Origin of the sequence: Bartonella sp. CM86QHHN (assembly GCF_042194695.1) — a bacterium.
Taxonomy (GTDB): domain Bacteria; phylum Pseudomonadota; class Alphaproteobacteria; order Rhizobiales; family Rhizobiaceae; genus Bartonella.
This window is the reverse complement of sequence record NZ_JBHIND010000103.1, coordinates 1-1,292: the sequence shown is the minus strand read 5'-3', so window position 1 is coordinate 1,292 and position 1,292 is coordinate 1. Positions and strand designations below refer to the sequence as shown.

Below are 1,292 nucleotides of genomic sequence, written 5' to 3'. Positions count from 1 at the left end.
GAGATAATGCTATCCATAAATCGCATAAGAAGTTGGTATCTATCTTCATTGTACACCTCCATGGATTTGTTCTCTCAAACATGCCAATCCTCTCGATGTGATTTTCGTTGAAGGGAGCACCTTTTCTGTACCATCCGGTCTTTGAATGGTGATAGCAGGGCAGTCCATGAATCCTTTCTTGATCTTGTCCTGATAAGGTAACAGAGGCGCCCCTGGAGCCCGTCGATAGACCCAGTCATGTTTACGCAAGTAATCAGTTAAATCCTTTGGTCTTACTTCCAACATCTTTGCTGCTTCAATAAGACCGAATAAACCATCAGAGCGCTTTAAGCCATCCAAAGCTTTTGCTTTTGGTGTCAATTCTGCAATCACATGATCTTTATGTTCTATTTGGCTTTGTAGATGATTCAAAACACCAAGCAATGCTTCCGGTTTGGAATAGTCAACTTGTGATGCAGTTATCTGTGGTGTTGCTACTTGCTTCAAAAGCCGTTCACATTTGATAAAGTATAAACGAGCTTCTCTACCTTTCTTATTGTTCTCAAGCATAGAAAGCTCTTTTGCTACATTTAGTGTAAGATAATATTCTTTTAACACTACATTTTGACGTTCGCCAGTTTTGGCGAGCGTTAAAATATAATCTATTCCCTCTTCTAAATTGTATTTGATAATACGGTCTTTAATCCAATTGGAAAAGTCTCGTTTTGCCTCTAAGAATGTGTGCAGATTACGTGCATTTACTGTTTGAACAATTTCCTGTCCAACAGTTTGTTCCGATATCGGAATAAGAGTGTTCATTGTGAACTCCTTATGGTTAAATGTTTTCATTGACACCTTAGAAAGGTATCGGGCGCTGAAAACACGGCCATAAGTCCGTCGTTATGCTTTCCCCCGAAAGGGTATTTTATGGCATAACCACACCCGACAAGACCAGTATACGCCATACGCATATAATGAGTCAAAGCCTTCAATGTACGGAAAAAGATTGTATCGGCAATCCATCCGCTTATGGTTTTAAGGTGTTTTCAGGCACCTGATTCGAAGATACCTATTACTGTAGAATTGTCAAGTAATAAAAATTACTTTTTGCTAAGAAAACGTTTCACATACTGTACAGTGTACATATTGAAATCATTATTTATCAATGAGTTATGTGTACAATGTACAGTCAAATTGAAAATTCTGTCGCTAGCGATAGTTCGCGCTCGTCCGCCCCGCAATGAAGCCAACCCGCTGGGAAGTACCTTTTGAATTGATTTTATTGTATTTTTTCTGGAAAAAGCGAAGCATTA

The 1,292-nt window shown here is 38.9% G+C and carries 1 protein-coding gene; it reads right to left on the bottom strand.

Going from position 1 to position 1,292, the window contains the following annotated elements:
- Positions 1–45: 45 nt before the first annotated feature.
- On the bottom strand, positions 46–798 hold the full coding sequence (locus ACFIKX_RS10340) for an antA/AntB antirepressor family protein (RefSeq protein WP_375628763.1): 753 nt from the start codon (positions 796–798) through the stop codon (positions 46–48).
- Positions 799–1,292: the final 494 nt, after the last annotated feature.